We start from the raw sequence: 23,881 nt of genomic DNA on the forward strand, positions 1-23,881 counted from the left end.
TTGAAAAGTTTCTAAAAAGAGTTAAAGTAAAAATTACATGTAAATGCCAATTTAGGATAACCATATGATAGATATATCGTTTTCAAGTTTAATGCCAGGGGTATCTTTGTTTTTAAAGACAACAGCAATAGTTGTGGGTATCTTTGAAGGTAGTAATCACTTGGAAGACTATAGTGCCTTAGCTGAGCGTAGTGAGCAAATTATGAAGGTGGTAGAAGGTTACAAGTCTTTTGATGGTAAGTTTGCAGAAGTATTGCCAATTACTGGATTAGATGCAGGGTATCCTATAGTAATAGTAGTAGGGTTGGGTAAACCTGAAGAGTTTGATGAAAACAAATCTTTAAGGATTGGTGGTGTTATATATTCTGAACTTAATAGGATGAAAATATCAGAGGCCTCAATTATAAGTAGTAATGATAGTGATATTATGGCTAATGTTGCCTATGGGGCATTTTTACGCAGTTTTAAGTTTGATAAATATTTTGTTCAGAAAAAAGATGAAAATGCAACTTATGTGCGTAAGTTAGAGTTCTTTTCAAAAACTAATCCTCAAAAAACAGCTGTTTTGTTTGATAATTTAAAAGCCGAAGGTGAGTCAGTATTTTTAGCTCGTTCTTTTGTTTCAGAACCTCCTAATATTCTTTATCCAGAAATTTATGCTCAGATGATATATGAGGAATTAAGTAAAGTAGATGTTAAAGTTGAAATATTTGATGAAGATTATATGAAAGCAAATCAGATGATGGCACTTCTAGGTGTAGGACAAGGTAGTGCTAAGAAATCTAGGCTTGTGGTTATGAGGTGGAATGGAGGAAAAGAAACAGACAGTCCGATAGCATTTGTTGGAAAAGGAGTGACGTTTGATACTGGTGGAATATCTTTAAAACCTTCTAGGGGTATGTGGGATATGAAATATGATATGGCTGGTTCTGCGTCTGTTGTAGGTATTATGCGGACTCTTGCAGCAAGAAAAGCAAAAGTTAATGCTGTAGGTGTAGTAGGGTTAGTTGAAAATGCTGTAGGAGGAAATGCGCAAAGACCAAGTGATGTTGTAACTTCAATGTCTGGGCAAACTATTGAAGTATTGAATACTGATGCAGAAGGTAGACTAGTTTTGGCTGATGCTTTATGGTATACTCAGAAAATGTTTTCTCCAAAATTAATGATAGATTTAGCAACATTAACTGGTGCAGTGGTTGTAGCACTAGGAAATAATCAATATGGTGGGATTTTTTCAAACGATGATGCAATTGCCAATCAATTAATTGTTGCTGGTAATGAGTCCGGTGAGAAATTGTGGAGATTACCTTTAGATGATGCATATGATAAACTTATAGATTCTTCGATTGCTGATGTGCAAAATATTTCAACAAAAGGGTATGGTGCAGATAGCATTACTGCTGCACAATTTTTACAGAGATTTGTAAATAAGACTCCTTGGGTGCATCTGGATATTGCTGGAATGGCGTGGGATAATGAAGGTAATGAAATATGCCCTAAAGGTGCAACTGGGTTTGGTGTAAGGTTACTGAATAGGTTGATTTTAAAATACTATGAGGCTAATTAAACTATTGTAATAGTGTTTTGTTAACAAATTTATATAGTTATGATTTTATAAAGATTCTGGAGTACTAGTCAATTTGGGATATAATATGATTTATTTTACGATGCTCTTTGTACATGGTTAATATTATGGGTAACTTAGTTATATGACGCCGCTTAAGTTAGGTATTTTAATTTCAGGAAGGGGTTCTAATATGCAAGCATTAATTAATGCTTGTGCACAGGATGATTTCCCTGCAGAAGTATCCTGTGTGATTTCTAATAACCCTAAAGCAAATGGTTTATTGATTGCACAAAAACAAAATATTAAGACTTTTGTAGTACAAGGTCGTCCATTGGATTTTGATTCTATTGATAGTATACTTAGACAACATCAAGTAGATTTAATATGCCTTGCAGGGTTTATGAGTATTGTACCTGAGGGCTTTATTAATAAGTGGTTTCATAAAATTATTAATATACATCCTTCTCTTTTACCGTCTTTTAAAGGATTGAATGCACAGTCTCAAGCATTGAAAGCTGGAGTTAAAATTGCAGGATGTACTGTGCATTATGTATATCCAGAAGTTGATGGTGGTCCCATTATCGTACAAGCAGCAGTTCCTGTTTTTTCATCGGATAATCTTACAGATCTTTCCGAGAGGATATTAAAAATGGAACATATTTGTTATCCTAAAGCTGTAAAGTTGATTGCATTGAATCAGCTTCAACTTAATGAAAATTTAGCCACATCAGCGGAATTGTTGCATATGTTTTATGATGAAACTATTTAATTCTTTTATATGTTACGTAAAATCTGAGTAAAAAATTTGTTTTTATGTATTCTAGTAAGCTTGTAAATTATATATACGTGTGGTAATACTTTTAAGTTATCTGAAATTTAGTAAGAATTTTTATTTTTGTTAGTTCTGAATTTTAATAGAAAATTTTTAATTGATTTAGCTTACTACATCTGCATTTTTGTCGAAGTTATATAATAGTTTTGGTCTATTATTGAGTGTATAGTGTTATGATGATTTTTTTGATGTGTGATTAAGTCTATGTCATATGATTTAATAGAGTGGAAAATAGAGTCTCTACAAATAGATTATCAAGAGGCAATATGCTTTATGCAACAAAGGATAGAGGATATTTATAATGGAGTGCAAAAGGAATTAGTTTGGTTGCTTGAACATCCTCCGTTGTATACTGCTGGTACTGGAGCTAAAGTTGAAGATTTACTAGTTGATAATTTATTTCCTGTATATGCTACAAATAGAGGTGGTAAATATACTTATCATGGCCCTGGGCAAAGGATTGCTTATGTTATGTTGAATCTGAAAACCAGAAACAAGTGTAATATTAGATTATATGTTGAGACTTTAGGCAATTGGATTGTTGAAACTTTAAGTCATTTTTCAGTCAAGTCGTATTTTAATCCTGACTTGATAGGTGTATGGGTAACTCATGGTGGTACTGAAAAAAAAATTGCTGCATTTGGAATTAGGATAAGGAAGTGGGTAACTTATCATGGAGTATCTATAAATATTGATACAAATCTTTCTCATTATTCAGGCATAGTACCATGTGGTATTAAAGATTATGGTATTACTTCTCTTAGGAAGTTGGGAATTAATATCTCTTATGAAGAATTTGATATTGTACTACAAGAAAAGTTTAATGAAATTTTTTCTAATTTTAATTGAAAGAACACTGTAATATGTTGAAATTAAGTGGCATATACTCTTCTATCTTGTAATAGCAGCATTTTTAATGCAATCAATGTAAATTTGGAGTTGGTAAATGCTGAAAAATATTTTCATATTGGTGTAGTTACGTTGGGTGTGATGGGCCTTTTGTATTGAAAGTATTATATAAAAATTTATAACTCTGTATAAGTTGATGATCATGTTTAATATGGGGAATGATTGAATAAGTGGTGATAGTGTTTATTAATGAGTATTTATGTTGTGAATTTGCTTGGTGAGAGTTTTTATTAGTACTATATGGAATTCTGTGAAAATTTGTTACTTTATGTAAGCTAGTATAATTTTTTTAACGTAAAAAGTAATGAAAAGGGTAGTACTAATTTTTACTTATAAATGCTTTAATATTACAAATTAACTTGAAAATCCTTATGATTTATGAAAACTTATCACTTGTGTAAGTTGATAATCATATTAGTTTAATAAGAATAATAAATACCTGAGTAAGAAGTATTTTAGATTATGATTTCTGCTTTGTAAGTAGTTTTGCCAGATACTATAGTCCTTAAAACTTTACCTTTTACTTTACGGTTGTGAAAGGGGGAATTTTTTGATTTACTTGCAAATTTTGATATGTCAACTACCCATTCATGATCTAAATCCAATATGATGAGATCTGCAACATAGTCTTTTTTTATACGCCCTCTTGGTACCTTTATAATATCAGCTGGCTTGTATGTTAATGTTGCTAGTAGATCTATTAAAGGCATGGTACCATTATGATATAATTCTAAAGAAATTGGAAGCATTGTTTCTAATCCAACTATTCCAAAAGCAGCTGTATCTAATGGTAATTCCTTAGCATTGATATCATGAGGAGCATGATCTGTTGCTATACAATCTATTATGCCACTTTTTAATCCTTCTATCATACTAAGGCGATCATTTTCAGTTCGCAAAGGAGGATTCATTTTTGCAAGACTACCATGTGTCATTATGTCTCTTTCAGTTAAAGTGAAATGATGAGGAGTTACTTCACAAGTAACTTTTAGTCCTTGACTTTTTGCTTGTTTTATTATGTGTAAAGACTCTTGGGATGAGACATGTAAAATGTGATAATGTACATTTTTGATATTTTTCATTAAAGCAATATCACGATTTACTATTATAGATTCTGAAATATCAGGTATACCTTTTAATCCTAATTCATATGATATTATTCCTTCATTGATACATCCGTTATTAGATATGTTTAGGTCTTCTGCGTGTTGTGCTATAACGGTATCCAACATACTTGAGTAACTTAGTGCTTGTCTCATTGTTAAAGCGTTCATTACTGGCATGCCATCATCAGTAAAACCAACTGCTCCTACTTCTTTTAACAGTGCCATATCGGATAATGAATTATCTGATTTTGTTATAGAAGCATAAAACTCTATGTTGACATAAGCACTTTCTAGAGCTCTCATTTTAATGTATTTTGCAGTGATTACACTACTGATAGTAGGGATAGTATTGGGTTGGCAAACTACAGTTGTTATACCTCCAGCTGCAGCAGATTTGCTTCCTGTATTGATGGTTTCTTTATGCTCTTGGCCTGGTTCTCGGAAATGCACATGAATATCAATTAAACCTGGTAACAGTATGTTATTATTGCAATCTATGACCTCATCTATAGTACTTGGTATACCATTAGCAAATAGATCAGGTCCAAAATCAATAATCTTATCTCCTTTGGTAAGTAGCGAACCTCTGATATCTAACTTAGATTCTGGGTCAATGATTCTTGCATTAATATATGCAACGGTTAAATCTGCATGTTGCCCATTGCCTAACAATTCCCAAGATTGTTTATACATTTTTCAAATGCCTAAGAAAGTATGAATAAATGAGTAACTGATATAAATACATCTATTATAACACTATCTGTAAATTGTTTTATAGTCAATATTTATGTATAACATGTATAGTATTAAAAATCATATATACATTCTTTTATGTTATTTTATAGTTATAATGCAATGTTGATATTTTTTTAAAGCTTTGAGTTTTAATAAATCCTTTTTGTATTTACTAGTTGTAATTTGAAATTTTTTTGAATTGCTAGATTATGATTTAGTATTATTTATCTTAGCTAAAAAATTTATAATTTCTTCTGTAATTAATTGACCTATTTCTTTTTTAGACATTATAGGGAATTCTTTATAATGATCTTTAGTAATGATAGTAATTTTATTATAGTCATTTCCCATAACGTGTTCATTGTTAATGGTTGTTGTATTGCTGATAATCCAATCGCATTGTTTTCTTTTAAGTTTAATTTTTGCATTTTCTATGACATTTTCTGACTCTAATGAGAATCCAATGACTAGTTTTGGCCTCTTTTCATGAGTACTTATACAATGAATAATATCTGGGTTGTTAGTAACTTTAATATTTGTAATTTCATGTTTTTTTATTTTTCTGACAGAATATGTAGGGCACCAATCAGTAACTGCTGCAGTGAAAATTGCAATATCTACTGGCAGTAACTCTATGCAGGTTTGTAGCATTTCATTGCAGTTTTTTACATGTAATATATTTTGTATATTATGATTATGAATTGTAACTGGCCCAGATACTAGGTTTACTTTCCAACCAATTTTATTCATATATTCTGCTATTGCGTACCCTTGTTTTCCAGATGCATTATTAGAGATATATCTGATAGGATCGATTGCTTCTTGTGTTGGTCCAGCTGTTATTAATACATTAACCATAAAGTATTGAAATATTTAAATTTTTATTCTAGTACAAAATTACAGTAATTCACAATAATTTCTTCAACAACTATGTATGCATATTTACTAGATTAACTGTTACAAACAACCTGATTGTACAGTTAATCCTAGAAGAATATGGAATTGCTGTTGCGGTAGTATAATTGTTGTGTACTGGGATATTCATTATATGCAATTGTAAAGTTCAAATATTTTTAAGTGATTGTACATGTTCTATTTTTGAGTGTGCTGTTATATGTTTGGTTGGACAATTCGATTTGTACTGCCTTGGTTATTATTGATGTTATGAAATGTTAGATAGAATTGATATGTAAAAGTCTTGTGATGCTTATATAGTGTAGCACTAATATAGTTGTGTTAGTTATGGTGGACATAAATACAAAACTTTATTAATATAATTTATCACATGTAGGTGGAAAATTTAGAATATGAGAAAGGAAAGAGATAGTTTGGGAGAGATAGATGTTCCTGCATGCCATTACTGGGGTGCACAAACACAACGTTCTATTGATAATTTTAAGATTGGCTCAGAGAAAATGCCTAAACCTTTAATAAAGGCATTAGGACTTGTTAAATTAGCTGCAGCTCGTGTCAATATGAAAAATGGTGATATTAGTGAAACAATAGGTAATGCAATTTGTAATGCTGCAAGTGAAATTATAGATGGTAAGTTTGATGATGAGTTCCCTTTAGTAATTTGGCAAACTGGTTCTGGGACTCAAAGTAATATGAATGTTAATGAAGTAATAGCAAATCGTGCAATTGAAATATTAGGTGGAGAAAAAGGTAGTAAATATCCTGTCCATCCAAATGATCATGTGAATTATTCTCAATCCTCTAATGATACTTTTCCAACAGCAATGCATATTGCGGCTGTTATTGAAACTGAAAATTCATTGTTGCCAAATTTGAAAAATTTATATGATGCTCTACATAGTAAGTCTATAGCGTTTCAAAATATTGTTAAAATTGGGCGTACTCACCTTCAAGATGCTACTCCGTTGACTTTAGGGCAGGTATTTTCTGGGTATGCGTATCAGATTTTACAGGGTATGAGTAGGGTCAAGTCAGCGTTAGGTCATTTACTTGAGCTAGCTCAAGGTGGTACTGCAGTAGGTACTGGTATTAATTCTAGGAAACAGTTTGATGTCCATTTTGCAAGTGAAATAAAAAAATTAACAGGTTTTAATTTTGTTGCTTCTGTTAATAAATTTGAGGCATTAGCTACACATGATGCATTGGTTGAATTTAGTGGAGCTTTAAATGTGCTTGCAGTAAGTTTAATGAAAATAGCTAATGATATTAGGTTACTTAGTTCAGGTCCAAGATGTGGAATAGGGGAAATTATATTGCCTACTAATGAACCTGGATCTTCTATAATGCCTGGGAAAGTAAATCCTACCCAGTGTGAAGCTGTTACTATGGTGTGTGCTCAAGTTATGGGGAATCATACAACTGTTACTGTTGCAGGGTCAAATGGTCATTTTGAGTTGAATGTATTTAAACCAGTGATTATTTATAATGTTTTACAATCTATTAGATTATTGTCTGACGTTAGCATTAATTTTTCTCACAAGTGCGTTCAGGGGATAAAAGCTGATACAAATCGTATTTCGTTTTTGTTGAGTCAATCTTTAATGTTGGTAACAGCATTAAACAAACATATAGGTTATGATAATGCGGCAAAAATTGCAAAGACTGCCTTTGATGAGGGAATAACGTTAAAAAATGCTGCAGTTAAGTTGAATTTAATAAGTGAAGAGGAGTTTGATAAAATCGTTAATCCAGAAAATATGATATATCCTACAGGTTAAATATTGTTTAATACAACTTGTTTAATAACTAACAGTGTTGACAGTTAATACGTGTTATTATAACATGAAGTATTATGTTCTTAATGAAAAGTGATTTTATGGCAGAAGACGATTACAAAGGTGTGATAAAGCAATATATAGATACAGTAAAAGAGATTGTGGGTGATAGCAAAACCTTTGATCAGATGTTTGAATCGGTTGTAAGAATTCAAGAAAGAGTTATGGCGGCGAATGCTCAAAATAACGAGGATGGTGTCATTGATAATGGAGACCAGGTAAAACGTATAGGATCTTCTACTTCTGAATCTATTAGCAATACTGAGTATAAGGAGCTAATGGAGGAACTTAAGGTAATTAAAAAACGTATTTTAAGATTAGAACGTAAAATATTAAAACCTAAAGAAGAAGTATAAGATTTATTGTAGTATATGTTTTATATTTTTTTTTGGTAGTTATTTATAGGGGTTCTTTATTACAATAACCTGGTTTTTTTATTGGTAGCTGTAGTAAGGGGAGAGTAAGTTATTCTTGTGTTATTAAGCAGGGTTTTTCAGTTGTTTATTTAATATTTGTTCCTGTATGAAGGCTATCCTTTGTTGATTACCTATTAATTGAAATTATGTATAGTCATTGTTACTAAGTTATAAGTAATTGAGTGGCTTTATGTAGTATTATCCTAAAGTTGGGGAAGTCTACATATTTGTTAATGTTCCTGTAGTTTTATATTTATAACAAAGAAGTAAATATATTTATATCTAATCTTATTTAATTTTACAATATAAGTTTTTAATTCATTGTATGTGGCCGTACTGTCGATATTTTTATAAAGTATGAAATTTGTTGCTCTTTTGATAGTCGGTGATATTCTGACAACTCGTTATTTTTTTGTGTATTCCTGCATAGATTCTACGTGAATACCTTGCTTTTTTAATGTTTTTATTGCAAGTGCTAAAGCTCTTGCACCAGGTATTGTGGTACTATATGGAATTTTTTTTATCAGTGCAGTTTTTCTTATGCTACTACTTTCTGAAAAGGACTTGATACCTTCTGAAGTATTAATTACTAGATTTATTTTATCATCTTGTAATAAGTCTAATATATGTGGTCTACCTTCTCTTACTTTATTTACATGTTCTGTAGTAATACCTGCTTCATTTAAATAAGTGGATGTGCCTTTAGTCGAGAATATAGTAAAACCGATATCTTTTAATATTTGTGCTGTTTTCACAATGAGTGGTTTATCTGAATTTTTAACAGATATAAAGGCTGTACCTTTAGTTGGTAATTCGTAACCAGCAGCCATTTGTGCTTTTGCGAATGCTATTTCAAATGATTTATCGATTCCCATTACTTCTCCTGTAGACTTCATTTCAGGTCCTAATAAAACATCTATGTTTGGAAATCTTGAGAAAGAAAATACTGCTTCCTTTACAGCTACATGTGTGAGTTTCTCTTCAAGAGCGTTAGGAAGTTTTTTACCTAGTAATACTTCTGTTGCAATTTTTGCTATAGGGATACCTGTAGCTTTTGCAATAAAAGGTACAGTTCTGCTAGCTCTAGGGTTAACTTCTAATATGTATATTTCGCCATCTTGTATTGCATATTGTATATTAATAAATCCTCTGACTTGTAGTGCAAGTGCTATTTTTTTTGTCTGCTCTGCTATAGCATCTGTTATTTCTGAGGTTAAACTATATGAAGGTAAAGAACATGCAGAATCTCCTGAGTGTACACCAGCTTCTTCTATGTGCTCCATTATCCCTGCTATATATACCTTTTCTCCATCACAGATAGCGTCTACATCTACTTCAATTGCATGAGTTAAAAATTGATCTAACAATAATGATCCATGATCGAATATGTTCTTATAAGTAGTTAAGTAATTTGATAAAGCATTACTATCACGAATAATTGACATTGATTGTCCACCTAGTACGTACGATGGTCTTGCTAGTATAGGGAATACTAAATCTTTGATGCATTCATATACTTCATGTATTGAATTGCAAGTGATATTAGAAGGTTGCTTTAAATTTAATTGTGTAAGCAATTGTTGAAATTTCATGCGATCTTCAGCTAAATCTATGGAATCAAAGGATGTTCCAAGAATATTAATGTTTTTCTCTTGTAATACTTTTGCAAGCTTTAAAGGTGTTTGTCCACCAAATTGTACTATTACTCCTAATAAAGAGTTTGTCTCTTGTTCTTTATATATGATGTCTAGAACACTTTCTCGTGTTAGAGGAGAAAAATATAATTTATCTGAAATGTCGTAATCAGTTGAAACGGTTTCCGGATTACAATTTATCATAATAGACTCATACCCCATTTGTCTTATGGTATGTGCTGCATGTACACATGTATAATCAAATTCTATACCTTGACCAATACGGTTAGGACCACTGCCTAAAATTATCACTTTTTTGTTATTTGTTACAACAGACTCACATTCAGTGACATTGATAGTATTACCTTCATAGCAACTATACATATATGATGCATTGGTTTTAAATTCTCCTGCACAAGTATCTATATGTTTATATACAGGTTTTATGGATAAAGATTTCCTCAGATCTTCTATATATTCTACTGTAGTCTTGCTTAAATATGCTAACCTTATATCAGAAAACCCCATTTTCTTTAGTAATAACAACCCTTCTGCTTCTTTTGGTAATCCATTTTTCTGTATTTGTTGTTCACATTGTATAATATTTTTGATTTGGGTTAAAAACCAAGGATCGTACCCAGTAATTTTATTGATTTCTTCTATGCTAATATTGTGTCGTAAAGCATCTGCAATTATAAATATTCTATCTGGAGATAATTTTACAAGGGAGTTATATAGTTGGTCTATTTCTATGTTTTGGTCGAAATACTCGTTTAATCCAGAATATCCAGCTTCTAAGGAACACAGTGCTTTTTGTAATGATTCTGGAAAAGATCTTCCAATTGCCATTACTTCTCCTACAGATTTCATGGAGGTTGACAGTTCTTTTTCTGTACCTCGGAACTTATCAAAATTGAATCGTGGAATTTTTGTAACAATGTAATCTATGCTTGGTTCAAATGATGCTGGAATGACTTCTGTACAGTCATTTTGTATCTCATCTAGAGAATAACCAATAGCTAATTTTGCGGCAACCTTAGCTATAGGATAACCTGTTGCTTTTGATGCTAGTGCTGATGATCTAGAGACTCTTGGGTTCATCTCTATAACGAGTAAATCATTGTCATTTTTTGGGTTTACTGCAAACTGTACGTTTGATCCACCAGTATCTACTCCTATTTCTCTAAGTATAGAAAATGATATGTCTCGCATTTTTTGATATTCTACATCTCTTAAAGTCAATGCAGGTGCTACTGTTATACTATCTCCAGTGTGTACTCCCATTGGATCGAGATTTTCTATAGAACAAACTACAATGCAGTTATCTTTATTATCTCGCATAACTTCCATTTCAAATTCTTTCCACCCGATGATGGATTCATCTACTTGTACCTCAGATATTGGGGAAATGTTTAAACCATGGCTTACATTTTTATGAAACTCTTCTTTATTATAGGATATACCACCCCCTATGCCACCAAGAGTAAATGATGGCCTAATTATTGCTGGTAATCCTATGTATTCTAATGCGTCATTTATTTCATCAACACTTCTTATTATTATACTTTTTGGATATTTTACTCCTATTTTGTCCATTGCTTGTCGGAATAGATTCCTATCTTCAGCTTTTTTAATTGCTTCTTTTGTTGCACCTATTAGTTTTACGTTATATTTTTCTAAGATTCCTAACTCACATAGGTTGATTGCAGCGTTTAGAGCAGTTTGCCCACCTACTGTTGGTAGTATTGCGCTTGGTCTTTCTTTTATAATGATTTTTTCAATAATGTTTGATGTAATTGGTTCAATGTATGTTGAATCAGCAATTTCGGGATCAGTCATTATTGTTGCAGGGTTTGAGTTAATGAGGATAATTCGATATCCTTCTTGTTTTAAAACTTTACAAGCTTGTGTACCTGAATAATCAAATTCACATGCTTGTCCTATAACTATAGGACCTGCTCCAATAACTAATATTGATTCTATGTCTGTACGTTTTGGCATGATGTATATAAAGAATTTAGCTGTTAATACTATAACTATTAATGCTTCGTCTTCAAAATAAAAAAAGTAAAAACTAATGTTTGATAAGGAGTTTTACTTATTTTTATATGATGTAAAATGAGAATCATTGATAAGCATTAAACTATAATCGGTACTGCAATTTTCATTATTTATATGAGTGCTATGATACTCAAAGCTTTTTCAAAATAAAAAAAGTCACAACTAATATTTAATAAGGAATTTTGCCTATTTTTATATAATGTTAAATGACAATCATTGGTAAGCCTTAAACTATAACAGTACTGCAATTTTTACTGTTTATAAAGGTGTCATGATGCTTAAAACTTTAATGGTACAAGATATTTTATACCTGCTGTACTGAGTATGTTCTTGGTATACTGTTGATATGAAATGTATTATTGAAAGTAGTAAATTCTTGATTAGGATGAGAAGTACTATGATTGTAAATTGGTGTTATGTTTATCTCTTTTTATGAGGAAAGTATAGCTAATGTTATAAATGAATAGAATATATTGAAAAGCTATGCTTAGTATGTGAATGTTTTGTACGGTAGGTATGAATTTAATATAATATGTTTTTTAGCATCCTTTGTGTTAAAAGTAATATTGTCATTTTATAACTTCCTGATTATTACTGTATTTTTTCAGAATATGACTAGTGTAATATTTTAAGTTCTCATATTATTAATACAATATTAAATACTAAATTAAATATATTAAAAAATTATTACAAATAATTAAGAATTAGTAAACTTTATATGTTTATGACATTTATAGAAAATGTTATTTTTACAACTCTTAGTTGTATAGTATAAAAATTATTATACTATACTAATTTAATAATAAATAGGTAAGTAAGATGGCTATGATAATAAAGTTTGGGGTTGAAAATCTGATCGATAGTGCTGTGGAAATAGTTTGTAAATATTTTGATATATATCAGCGAAATGATGCAGTAAAACATGTATTACATAAATGTATTAAAAGTTTAAGAACTGTAGAAAAGAAATTAAAGATATATAGAGGGAAAGAAGCTAAAGGACATGTAATTAGTGATAGCCAATTTGCTGAAATGGAGGATCTAATAAAAAAAGTTCTCATGAAGGTGTTTGAGATTGATATTTCTTATCAAAAACAACACTTGTCTGCAGAAAAAATGGAGGAGTATAAAGTAGCTGTTAGTCTTTTATTGGATCAAATAGTAAGGTGTAAGTCTTATGCTCTTAAAGAAAGTGATATTCTTCCTAAGGTTGTAGGGAATGCAACCTTAAAACGTAGTGCATATAAGTGTAAGCATGTAGTGGATTTTATTAATAAGAATAGATTTCTTCCTATGAATATGGGGAGATTTGATAAGCTTTGTTTTGATCTAGATTTAGATCCTCAGATTTTGAAACAAGTTATAGATTTATGCAGTTTTGCTCTTATATTTGAAATTTTGGATCTTAAGTTAGTACAATTTCTTGTTGAAATGAGATTCTTTCCACATCAAAACACTAATGTAATTAGTATAACTAAAGATAATTACATAGAATTAATGCAGCATATTATGCTTTATAAATGTTCTCAGTCTATTGGCAAAGAGTATACTAATGAGCAAGCAAGGTACTTACCTTGTTTTTCACCTGGTTATACTCGGGGTAATGTTAAGGGCAATTCATTCATATGTTTAGGAATAGCTTTGTTTATAGCACAAGCTCTATTTAATGGATTTGGGTTATTATTTATGTTGCTGTCTGAATTTAAGACACAAAATGATTGGTGGTTTATTGGCATATGTGTTGTTAATATGCTCTTAGCCGTTACTGCTCTTACGTTGATTTGTATTGGAAAGAAACAACTGAGTCAAAATCATGATACCTTATTAACGGATATAGATGTCAGTGGTATTAATATTGTTGAAGAAAGTGTAGATTTATAGTTTTTTATTTGTATGTCATTTGTATTAGATATAGCTGATAAAAATGCAATTTATATTGTAACATGATTATTAAGTTTGATGATTTATTTTATTATAACAACAAGTTATATGTCTGTATGTCTTTCATTTTATATTTCTCTGATTATATAATATCAACCAGTTAACAATGTGCTCTGTATCAATTGCTTGTCGATATGTTTATAAAATATCAGAGTGCTTTTTTTCTATTACTGCAAGCAATCGTTGTGTAGGTTTTTATAAGTCTACTTTTGATGTTATTTTACTTAACTTATTATGGAAATTTCTGTTGTCTATAAAGAATCATGTATGTCTTTTTACTTCTTTGTTTAATTCTAAATGATTTTATTATGTATTGAACATTATGTGTTCTTAAATCTATATTCTTAAATAAATGTGTTATCAATATAGCATATATTATCAGTAGATTTATTGTATTATCAAATAGAAAGCTTAATTATAGAATTTTTAAATTTAAATATTATTTAGGTGTGTTTGATGCATTTTTCTAAGTAAGTTGAATGCTTCGCTATGTAAGTGAGTGTTATGTACCCTAATAAAGTCTATACCTTGTTGAAATAGAAAGATTGATATTGCTAGTGTAGCATTGTCACGTGTTGGATCATTTGATGTGTATGAAGTAAGAAAGAATTTTCGTGAGTGTCCAACATATATTTTTTGATTTAAAACTTTTAATCTATCGATATTGTTTAATATATAAAATGTTTGATTGGCGGTTTTACTAAATCCTATACCTGGATCAATAATGATTCTGTTTTTATCAATTCCTGCATTTGTTAGTTTATCAATGTACTTCTTTGCCCATATAATAATTTCATTAATTGGATCAAGGTTTTTTGGAATAGTATTGTTTTTAATTAATGGTATACCTAGACTATGGGTAATTACAACATTTACAGAACTATTTTGTAGCACCTGAAGCATGTTCTTGTCTGATAATGTACTTACATCGTTTACATAATCTACATTTAATTCTATAGCTTTTTCAGCAGTTTTTGCATATCTAGTGTCTATGCTGACTTGAACATTATGATTATGAGCTATTTCTATTATTTTAGGCAGTATATACTTTAATCTATCCCATTCTTCTGTTTGAGATATTGTATTGTTCCCATGTTGTGTATATAGGTATGTAGGCCTTGTTGATTCTCCTCCTACATCTATTATATCTGCTCCACCGTTGATTAAGTGCTTAACTTGTTGTAATGCTTTATCTATACTGAAAAATTGCCCGCCATCTGAAAATGAGTCAGGAGTATAATTTAATATGCCAACTAGTTTCGTATTGAATTTCATGAGATCTATCTGAAAAATAATGCTATGAGTATTAATGATATAAATTGCAATAGTACTCTAATTATCATTATTTTATTTCTATGTTTAATGTAGAATTCATTACTTATCGCCATTAACACTACTCCAGATATCAAAGATATTAGTGTTAATGACACGAAAACTGAAATTACTATTAACGATGTTGTATTACTAAACATTTTTACACAATATAAAAATACACTGCATTATATCATAATAGTATAACTTTATCTCAGTAAAAAATTATTTATGTGAAAATTTATTAAATATCTGTATTGTTTGCTTAGATGAACGTATTGTAATATGTGTATAATATATTAATTATTTAGAGGGATATGTGGAAGGAGTAAATTTTAACTTTCAAACAATGAAGGAACTGAAACAGAGTGTTTTGTACACAAGTTTAGAAAAGTGTAAAAGTGTCTTTTGGTTTATTTTCTGGTTTAGTTCTGCTATTAATTTGCTTATGTTGTTTTTACCACTATATACTTCTCAGGTATTAGATAGAGTACTTTCAAGTGGTAGTGTTTCTACCTTAATTATGTTAAGTGTTATTACTGTTGGTGCTTTTGCTTGTTCTTCTATATTGGAAATTTGTAGATCTTTAGTTATGGCTAAAGTTGGTGATTGGATAGATAAGGTTGTTACCCCTGATCTTATTATGAAATCTATTAGCTTAACTTCGGTGAAGTCATCTACTTCAAGTGGGGAAGTACTTCGTGATTTAGCTGTTGTTAAAAACTTTATTACTGGATTTGGTATATTTTCACTGTTTGATACTCCATGGGCGGTGTTATATCTAGTTACTATTTTTATGATACACAGTGTGACAGGTTATATTGCTGTGGTAGGAATAGTGTTATTAACTGGTATGGCTATTTGGAATGAATTAGCAACAAAAAAGATATTGCAAGAAGCGAGTGAGGAAGGGGTACGTAATATTCACTCAATAGATGTTGCAACTCGTAATGCTGAAGTAGTTGAAGCGATGGGAATGGTTAACTATATTGTGGATGATTGGGCAGATAGGAATGATAGAAATAGAGAGATGCAAATAAAAGCACAAAATCGTTCAAATTTAATTTCTGGGATTACTAAATTTATTAGATCAATATTACAAATATCAGTTATAGGTATTGGAGGATTTCTTGCAATTCTTGGTCATAAAACTGCTGGGGGTATTATTGCTTCATCAATCTTAATGGGAAGAGCATTAGCTCCATTTGAAGCATTGATTAATACTTGGAAAATGTTAATATCAGCTCGCATATCTTATAAAAGATTGCAGATATTACTTTTAGCTTCTCCGAAGAGAGAACAGAGCATGTCTTTACCAGCTCCTTCTGGAAGGGTTGTATTTGATCGTGTCTTCTTTACTCCTTATGGTAGCAATAAACCGACTATTAAGGGTGTATCTTTTTCAATGGAGGTTGGGGATATCGTTGGTGTTATAGGGCATAGTGCGTCTGGGAAGTCCACAATAGCAAAGTTATTGGTAGGAGTATGGAAACCGATATCAGGTGTTGTTAGACTTGATGGTGCAGATGTTTATACGTGGAATAGAGAAGATTTTGGACGTTATATTGGTTACCTTCCACAAGATGTTGAGTTGTTTAATGCTTCGGTAAAAGTTAATATTGCAAGGATGATGCCAGATCCTGATCCTAATGAAGTTGTAAAAGCTGCTAAAATTGCTGGTGTACATGAGTTAATACTTAGCTTACCAAATGGGTATGATACAGTTATTGGTTCTAATGGAGTAGTATTATCTGGAGGACAAAAACAAATGCTAGGGTTGGCAAGGGCATTTTATGGTAATGTAAAGCTTTTAGTTCTCGATGAACCGAATGCTAATTTGGATGGAAAATCAGAGGCAAATTTGATTAATGCATTACTTTATGCAAGAAAGAATGGTATTACTACTTTTATTATGACTCATAAAATACAGTTACTTAATGCTGTTGATAAGGTTATAGTGATGGCTGATGGTATGGTTAGTGGTGTTGGTGCTAGAGATGAAATTTTAAGTAAAGTTGTTCCTAATTATACTCCATCAAATTCTCAGCCTAAACAGCAGACCAAGCCGTTAGTAGAGTCAGAAAATACATAGTATATAAGTACCTATATATTGTTCTGATTTATAGAGGATATAGTATTTATAAATAAGTTTTCAAGGAAGATGAATTATATATTACTGGAATCTCACCAATACAAAATAAATCTTAGTATAGTATAATTCGCAGTACAGATTATACATGTAAGAAAAAATTTATTGATTTACAACCAATAATACAAGAAAAGGCAGAAGTTTTATATCTTGATGAATAATCCCATTATTTTATGGTAAATACCATTATAATTTTCATCATTACCAATATAAATTGATGTAACAATGCATATTAATTTTAATATACACTAAAACAAGTTTAAATTTTTTACTATTTCTATAATCATATGCTATTACAAACCCAGTACAAACTATGTATTGTCCAAGTACAAAAAACATCAATTTTTAAAGAGATAACGTAAGTAATAATGTTTTAGTATACACATTATCAGTAATATTTCCACACAACACACATTAAAACCAACTTTTTATAGGAAAAAACACCCATTTCTTGACCGTATTGTTTCCCTATATAATCCTCAGCTAGAAAGTAGCAAATTACATATTCACTGAATTAATCACACACTATAACTTTTCTTACATAGTAAATAGGAAAAATGCATGTTATATACTTAACAGTAAGAGAAACTTTGAAATATTGACTGCTGTAATTATTTTAATTATGTGATCTTGATTTATCATGGTAGTTTGTTGGATTTTAGTTAAAGTTAGTTGTCAAGATAAGAGATTGTGTTGTTACGTTTAAAAAATTTGTGGTGGTTTTGATGATATTTTTATTATTATGCTAATTTTACAATATATGTACTAAAGTATAATGCTGTTTGTTATTAATTAATATTGATGTCTTAAATTAAAAAGATATCATTTAGCTGTTTGATAAGTATTCTAAATGTAATTACGTTCTATTTAATTATGTGATGTTATGGTAAAAGTTATTATTATTGATAAAACTGGTAGTGCTGAAGTTTTAAAATATGTTAATCATAATATTGGTGAACCTAAAGATGATGAGGTATTGATAAAACATACAGCTATTGGCTTAAATCGCTACGATCTTGAGTGCCGTAATGGTATGCGTAAAAATAAAAAACTTCCTGCTGTTTTAGGAGTTGAGGCAGTAGGTGTTATAGAGAGATTGGGTAAAGATGTTGAAGTGTTTAATATTGGTGATAGAGTAGGTTATTGTACTGTATCTGGAGGGGCTTATTCTGAAAAAAGACTTATTAAACAAAAATATTTAGTTAGAATACCTGATGATATTACTGATCAAGTAGCAGCTGCGGTATTATTTAAAGGTATGACAGCGCATTATCTTACACACTTAGTTTATGCTATACGTCCTAATACTTTTGCTTTAGTGCATGGAGCAACAGGTGGTGTAGGCCAAATATTATGTCAGTGGGCTAGTTATAAAGGATGTAAAGTTATAGGTGTAATTAGTTCTGATGATAGGGCTAATATTGCCTTGCGTGCTGGATGTTCATATGTAGTAAATAATAATAGTAAAAATTTTGTTGAGCAGATCATGGAAATTACTCACGGTTCTGGAGTTAATGTAGTTTATGACTGTATAGGTGATTTAGCTAGTAAAGTATCTTTTGAATCTCTTTGTATGTTTGGTATTTATGTTTCTTATGGCCAGATATCAGGACCTATTTCAAATGTTAGTGCTTCTATGCTAAGTTCCAGATCATTGTTTTTTACCTCTCCTTTGGTGTTCCACTATAAACGTTCTAGTTTTGATTTGGCGATGACAGCTATGGAGCTTTTTGAAGTGATAAGAAGAAATTATATAAAAGTTGGGATAAATAAGATTTATAAGTTTGGTGATATAGTAACTGCACATCAGGATTTGGAAAATAGAAAACTTACTGGTTCAAATATTATTGAACTGTAGATGTTTTATAAGTGAGCAAAAAGATATTTTACCTTTTTACTATGATAAGAAAAGTTATAGTGCGTGATTAATTCAGTGAATATGTAATTTGCTACTTTCTAGCTGAGGATTATATAGGGAAACAATACGGTCAAGAAATGGGTGTTTTTTCCTATAAAAAGTTGGTTTTAATGTGTGTTGTGTGGAAATATTACTGATAATGTGTATACTAAAACATTATTACTTACGTTATCTCTTTAAAAATTGATGTTTTTTGTACTTGGACAATACATAGTTTGTACTGGGTTTGTAATAGCATATGATTATAGAAATAGTAAAAAATTTAAACTTGTTTTAGTGTATATTAAAATTAATATGCATTGTTACATCAATTTATATTGGTAATGATGAAAATTATAATGGTATTTACCATAAAATAATGGGATTATTCATCAAGATATAAAACTTCTGCCTTTTCTTGTATCATTGGTTGTAAATCAATAAATTTTTTCTTACATGTATAATCTGTATTGCGAATTATACTATACCAAGATTTATTTTGTATTGGTGAGATTCCAGTAATATATAATTCATCTTCTGCTCTAGTCATGGCTACATAAAGCAATCTTAAATATTCATTGTATTCATTAGTCTTTTGTTGAGATTTTAGATTTTCACAGAAATCATTGATATCATTGCGTATCCAAAATGGAGTATACTCCTCATCAAATACTAATTGGGTATCACTTTTTGGAATGGTGGTTGTATCTGATAGGAATACTATAGGAGATTGCATGCCTTTTGCGTTATGTACTGTCATGATTTTTACATAATCTTTTGTAAGATTGATATCACTTTTTATTTCTGGGTTAGTATTTTTTATCCAGTGTATAAATGCTTGTAATGAATTGATATTGTGGGATTCGCATTGTATTAATAGATTAATGAACTCTCCTATGATTTTAGTGTTTGATTGACCTAACCGCTTTGTGAATTTGTGCTTGTGCTCTGATATAATATGGTGATACAGATTTAAAGGACTATGGAGTTGTGATACGCTAATCAGTTGTTTTAGGTAATTTGATATAGTACTGAATTTTGATTGTAATTCTTCCCATAAATATGTGTTATTTCTGTTGTATGCTAAATCAAAAATTTGTTTTTCATTGAATTCAAAAATTGGTGATTTTAATAAACCTGTTAATGCTAAGTCATTTTCTGGTAATAGTAGGAATTCTCCTAAATTTACAAGATCTTGTATTATTGTGTAATCCATTATTTTAAACTTATCTCTTTCCAATGTTGGAATATCGAGTTTTTTTAGTGAAGTTATAACGTGATCTATAAAACAAGTTCTATGTCTAACTAATATTAAAAAATCACCTGCTGTTATAGGACGATTTTTTGCTAATAGAATTCTTTTATTAATTATCCATGAATGAATTTTATTAGCAATGGTTGATGCAAGCAATAGGTTGGTATCTAAATCAGTACGATTTTCGAAATCCAATGAAAAGTTTTTATTATTTTTAATATCAATTATGGGCCATATTTCTACGTATCCTGGATCGTTTTTTCGAAAGATTTCATGCTCTATTTTTGTTGTACTAAAAGATATTTCTTGGCAAAAATTATTAAATACTTTATCTACTAATTTTAAAATGGGTGGTGTTGATCTAAATGATTGTGTGAGATGTAATACTTTATGTTTATATTGTGTACTTTGTTGTGTAAAGTAATGACACATAGGATTAAAGTAATCAGGTCTTGCATTTTGAAAACCATATATTGACTGTTTTATGTCTCCTACGATGAATAGAGTTCTTAGTTCTTCTGTCGTACCTATACCAGAAAAGAATTCATGACATAGTTGTAAAATAATACTCCATTGTTTTATACTATTATCTTGTGATTCGTCAATGAGTATATGATCTATTTTACTGTCTAAGTGAAATAATATCCAATCTTTATATGTTGGATTTTTTAGTAAGTTTAACGCTAGGTCTATAATGTCATTATGATCTAAATAGTTTAGTTTTTGTTTATCTTGTTGGTATAGCTTAGTAAAGCATTTTGCAATTTCAATAAGATGGATAGTGCGTTCTGCTATTTTATTAGTATGAAAGGTTTTTATAAAGTTTAGTATTTCTTCTTGTATATCTGAAACAATTTTCTCTATTTCAGGAGAATTAGTTAACGTTTTTTTTGTAATTATTGATGATATAGATTTTTTTTCTAGGGATGGTAAATTGATAAATATTTTTACGTACTTATTTAATTTTTGTAGTTTATATTTTTGTGATAAATTGCTCCACTTAACTAAGTTCTCACTAATTTTTTTATCCCTTATACTTCCTTCACTTAGAATTTTCGTTAAATGATTCAGTGTGTTGTTATCAGTGGGGAATAATTGGTATGTTTCTGTATTATTAATATTATTAATGTTGAGTTTTTTATATATTGAATTTTGATTGAAGTTGTAATGCTGTTTATTTAATAACTTGTATAATAAATCATAGATTGTAGCTTCTGTTATTTCATGTGAAATAGCTGATAAATGATGTTTTGTTGTTGGATCATGTAATAATTTATGAAAAATTTTTGTAAAGGATTCTGAGAAATCTTTAATACTACAGTCAGGAGCAATTCCTGTTTCTATGGGAAAAGTAGATATTAATTGATAACAAAAGCTATGTATGGTTTTTATTGAAAGTGATACATTTTGTAAATTGTTGAATAATTCCCTTGCTCTTTTGTATTCTTTTGGAGTTATATTAGTTGGAATAATGTCTTTTAATGCTTTTTTTAATTCTTCATTTTTTAATATTGCCCAAGTGCTTATGATAGAATGTATTCTCTCTGTCATTTCATGTGCTGCTGTATTTGTAAATGTCAAGCAAAGTATATTTTTATGGCCTGTAACTAATAATCTTAGGACCCTGTTGACTAATATTTTTGTTTTGCCTGTTCCAGCTGATGCAGATATCCATATAAACGAGTAAAAAGGATTAGTTGCAATGTTGTTCATTTGATGTATAATCCACAATATTTCTATTTTTAATGTTAATAAAAAATTATATTAATAACAGTAATTATTGTTGTAAAAGATTTTATTAGTTAAGAGAGTCTTTGATGAAAAGGTTGTTTCTATTTGTGATGATAATAAGTTTTATCAATGCAACAGTTGGATTTGCTCGTAGTTTACGTGCTGATGGTAATGTTTATACTGCTGGGATAGGAGATGTTGATGAAGATGAATCTTCAGATAATGGTGAACAATATGATGAAGATGGGGAATATGATTTAGATGATATTTATTATGAAGATGAAATAATTGATATTCAGGAAAACGTAGATGATGCCATTTATACTGCTAGAATGGAAGATATAGAGGATTCTTATGAGGAAGAATTCTTGGATGATGATGAACAATATGATCTAGATGATATTTATTATGAAGATGAGATAATTGATATTCAGGAAAACGTAGATGGTGCTATTTATACTGCTAGAATGGAAGATATAGAGGATTCTTATGAGGAAGAATTCTTGGATGATGATGAACAATATGATCTAGATGATATTTATTATGAAGATGAGATAATTGATATTCAGGAAAACGTAGATGGTGCTATTTATACTGCTAGAATGGAAGATATAGAGGATTCTTATGAGGAAGAATTCTCGGATGAAGATGAGCAGTATGATGACAATGAACAATATGATCCGGATGAGGAAGAAGAGGATTATGATGATATTTTGTATGAGGAAGATGATTATGGTCAGGTAGATGGTGATGAACTGCTTGATGATGAAAGTCTCGATGAAGGTAAAAATGTATTCCTAGAGGAATATGATGTACCTCAGTATGGTCAAGATGTTGCTGACCAAAATCAAGAAGTAGATGATAAGACTTTACTCAAGTCTGGTAATGCAAAAGATCAGCAGTTAAAAGCTCCAGATAAGAATGCTACAAATGAAACTGATGGTAAAAAAAAACTCCTGAAGTATTAAAAGATGCATTTCAAGTACAAAATAAAGTGGAAAAAAGTAATGTTTCATACAAATGGCCGTTTACAAGAAATGTTATAGAAGAGATTGAAAGATCGAAATATGATGAAATGAATGAACATCTTCCAAAAATATATACTGTTGAGGATTATTACATACAAATTTTTTACTGTATAATGCAAAGTGATGTTTCTGGATTGAGATCTTTAATTAATAAATTGCAAGAATTAGGTGTAAGTTTATCAACTATACTATATGAAGTACGGACTTTAGATGTTGGAGATAATTTATTAACTTATGCTGTAAAACAAAAAAAATTGGATATAGTGAGGTTCCTATTATCAATAGGTGCTAATTCAAATGTTGCAAATTATAATAATGAAACTCCTTTAAGTATATCTATAGAAAATGGTAGTATGGACATAGCTCATGCTATACTTGTTGCGCAGTAAAAGTTTTCTACATAAGTTGTTACAGACATTAATATATGCTGTATGTTTCGATCTTAATTATGTAGGTTTTTTATAATGTTTAACAGTTTTTGGAATTTTATAATTCAATTTGATGATGTGCTAGTTTAACGTCATTAATTTTACTTAGTTAATTTGATATACATAAGTGT

The 23,881-nt window shown here is 30.0% G+C and carries 16 protein-coding genes; 10 read left to right on the forward strand and 6 right to left on the reverse strand.

Features of this window, described 5'->3' with window-relative positions; genetic code table 11:
* The first annotated feature begins 64 nt into the window (after positions 1–64).
* The 3 genes from ECH_RS01505 (at position 65) to lipB (ending at position 3,248) form a co-directional block, all read left to right on the forward strand.
* The gene (locus ECH_RS01505) at positions 65–1,567 is read left to right on the forward strand and encodes a leucyl aminopeptidase (RefSeq protein ID WP_011452553.1); all 1,503 of its coding nucleotides are present in this window, start codon (positions 65–67) and stop codon (positions 1,565–1,567) included.
* Between the two features lie 142 nt (positions 1,568–1,709).
* On the forward strand, positions 1,710–2,336 hold the full coding sequence (gene purN / locus ECH_RS01510; protein WP_006009991.1) for a phosphoribosylglycinamide formyltransferase: 627 nt from the start codon (positions 1,710–1,712) through the stop codon (positions 2,334–2,336).
* A 267-nt stretch (positions 2,337–2,603) separates the two neighbouring features.
* Positions 2,604–3,248, forward strand: coding sequence for a lipoyl(octanoyl) transferase LipB (gene lipB, locus ECH_RS01515; RefSeq protein WP_006009990.1), 645 nt, complete (start codon positions 2,604–2,606; stop codon positions 3,246–3,248).
* A 515-nt stretch (positions 3,249–3,763) separates the two neighbouring features.
* Here the strand turns inward: lipB and ECH_RS01520 are convergent.
* A complete protein-coding gene (locus ECH_RS01520; RefSeq protein ID WP_006009988.1) occupies positions 3,764–5,107 on the reverse strand; it encodes a dihydroorotase in 1,344 nt (447 codons plus the stop codon).
* Between the two features lie 249 nt (positions 5,108–5,356).
* The gene (locus tag ECH_RS01525) at positions 5,357–6,007 is read right to left on the reverse strand and encodes a phosphopantothenoylcysteine decarboxylase (protein WP_006009985.1); all 651 of its coding nucleotides are present in this window, start codon (positions 6,005–6,007) and stop codon (positions 5,357–5,359) included.
* A gap of 449 nt (positions 6,008–6,456) precedes the next feature.
* Between ECH_RS01525 and fumC the strand changes: the two genes are divergently transcribed.
* The gene (gene fumC, locus ECH_RS01530; protein ID WP_006009983.1) at positions 6,457–7,842 is read left to right on the forward strand and encodes a class II fumarate hydratase; all 1,386 of its coding nucleotides are present in this window, start codon (positions 6,457–6,459) and stop codon (positions 7,840–7,842) included.
* 98 nt (positions 7,843–7,940) lie between these two features.
* Complete coding sequence (locus tag ECH_RS01535; RefSeq protein ID WP_011452556.1) at positions 7,941–8,255, forward strand: hypothetical protein; 315 nt, start codon at positions 7,941–7,943, stop codon at positions 8,253–8,255.
* A gap of 464 nt (positions 8,256–8,719) precedes the next feature.
* Here ECH_RS01535 and carB read toward each other — a convergent pair whose 3' ends face one another.
* On the reverse strand, positions 8,720–11,950 hold the full coding sequence (gene carB / locus ECH_RS01540; RefSeq protein ID WP_011452557.1) for a carbamoyl-phosphate synthase large subunit: 3,231 nt from the start codon (positions 11,948–11,950) through the stop codon (positions 8,720–8,722).
* Between the two features lie 885 nt (positions 11,951–12,835).
* On the opposite strand from carB, the gene ECH_RS01545 reads away from it, so the two are divergent.
* Complete coding sequence (locus ECH_RS01545) at positions 12,836–13,891, forward strand: hypothetical protein (protein ID WP_011452558.1); 1,056 nt, start codon at positions 12,836–12,838, stop codon at positions 13,889–13,891.
* Positions 13,892–14,383: 492 nt separating this feature from the next.
* On the opposite strand, the gene folP is transcribed toward ECH_RS01545, so the two are convergent.
* Both folP and ECH_RS05010 read right to left on the reverse strand, forming a co-directional pair.
* Positions 14,384–15,226: a dihydropteroate synthase gene (gene folP, locus ECH_RS01550; protein ID WP_006009976.1), complete on the reverse strand. Its 843-nt coding sequence runs from the start codon at positions 15,224–15,226 to the stop codon at positions 14,384–14,386.
* 5 nt (positions 15,227–15,231) lie between these two features.
* On the reverse strand, positions 15,232–15,423 hold the full coding sequence (locus tag ECH_RS05010) for a hypothetical protein (protein WP_011452560.1): 192 nt from the start codon (positions 15,421–15,423) through the stop codon (positions 15,232–15,234).
* 188 nt (positions 15,424–15,611) lie between these two features.
* Between ECH_RS05010 and ECH_RS01555 the strand changes: the two genes are divergently transcribed.
* Positions 15,612–17,354, forward strand: coding sequence for a type I secretion system permease/ATPase (locus ECH_RS01555; RefSeq protein WP_044148162.1), 1,743 nt, complete (start codon positions 15,612–15,614; stop codon positions 17,352–17,354).
* A 940-nt stretch (positions 17,355–18,294) separates the two neighbouring features.
* Positions 18,295–19,269, forward strand: coding sequence for a quinone oxidoreductase family protein (locus tag ECH_RS01560; RefSeq protein WP_006009974.1), 975 nt, complete (start codon positions 18,295–18,297; stop codon positions 19,267–19,269).
* A 424-nt stretch (positions 19,270–19,693) separates the two neighbouring features.
* Here ECH_RS01560 and ECH_RS01565 read toward each other — a convergent pair whose 3' ends face one another.
* Positions 19,694–22,276 carry a UvrD-helicase domain-containing protein gene (locus ECH_RS01565; RefSeq protein ID WP_011452563.1) on the reverse strand — a complete coding sequence of 861 codons (2,583 nt, stop codon included), beginning with the start codon at positions 22,274–22,276 and terminating at the stop codon, positions 19,694–19,696.
* 128 nt (positions 22,277–22,404) lie between these two features.
* Here ECH_RS01565 and ECH_RS01570 point away from each other — a divergent pair, with 128 nt between their 5' ends.
* Complete coding sequence (locus tag ECH_RS01570) at positions 22,405–23,262, forward strand: hypothetical protein (RefSeq protein WP_226988430.1); 858 nt, start codon at positions 22,405–22,407, stop codon at positions 23,260–23,262.
* Positions 23,263–23,288: 26 nt separating this feature from the next.
* Complete coding sequence (locus tag ECH_RS01575; RefSeq protein ID WP_006009970.1) at positions 23,289–23,711, forward strand: ankyrin repeat domain-containing protein; 423 nt, start codon at positions 23,289–23,291, stop codon at positions 23,709–23,711.
* The last annotated feature ends 170 nt before the right edge of the window (positions 23,712–23,881 follow it).

The organism is Ehrlichia chaffeensis str. Arkansas, from assembly GCF_000013145.1.
Taxonomy (GTDB): domain Bacteria; phylum Pseudomonadota; class Alphaproteobacteria; order Rickettsiales; family Anaplasmataceae; genus Ehrlichia; species Ehrlichia chaffeensis.